The sequence below is a fragment of the Achromobacter sp. Marseille-Q0513 genome (genome assembly GCF_018195695.1).
GTDB lineage: Bacteria > Pseudomonadota > Gammaproteobacteria > Burkholderiales > Burkholderiaceae_B > Achromobacter.
Genome location: NZ_JAGTJY010000663.1, coordinates 1 through 324, shown reverse-complemented (window position 1 = coordinate 324; position 324 = coordinate 1). Strand labels below are relative to the sequence as shown.

Below are 324 nucleotides of genomic sequence, written 5' to 3'. Positions count from 1 at the left end.
CCTGACCGAGGACCCGGCCGGCGCCACCCCCGGCATCACGGTAAGCGACGTGGACGCCGGCGCCGGCCTGCTGACCCTCCCCCTGTCCGTGCCGTCCGGCGCGCTGTCGGCCGTCAGCGGCAATGGCGTCACCGTCGGCGGCAGCGCCGGCGCGCTGACCCTGACCGGCAGCGTGGCCGACCTGAACGCCTTCACCGCCGCCGGCGGCCTGCGCTATCTGCCCGGCGCCAACATCGCCGGGCAGGTCACGCTCAGCGTCAGCGTCGACGACAACGGCAACACCGGCTCGGGCGGCAGCCCGACCGCCAGCCCGCACATCCCGCT

General features: G+C 75.9%; 1 pseudogene. It reads left to right on the top strand.

The features are described 5' to 3' along the window. A pseudogene (locus KDH83_RS32210) lies at positions 1-324 on the top strand (hypothetical protein); the annotation flags it as partial.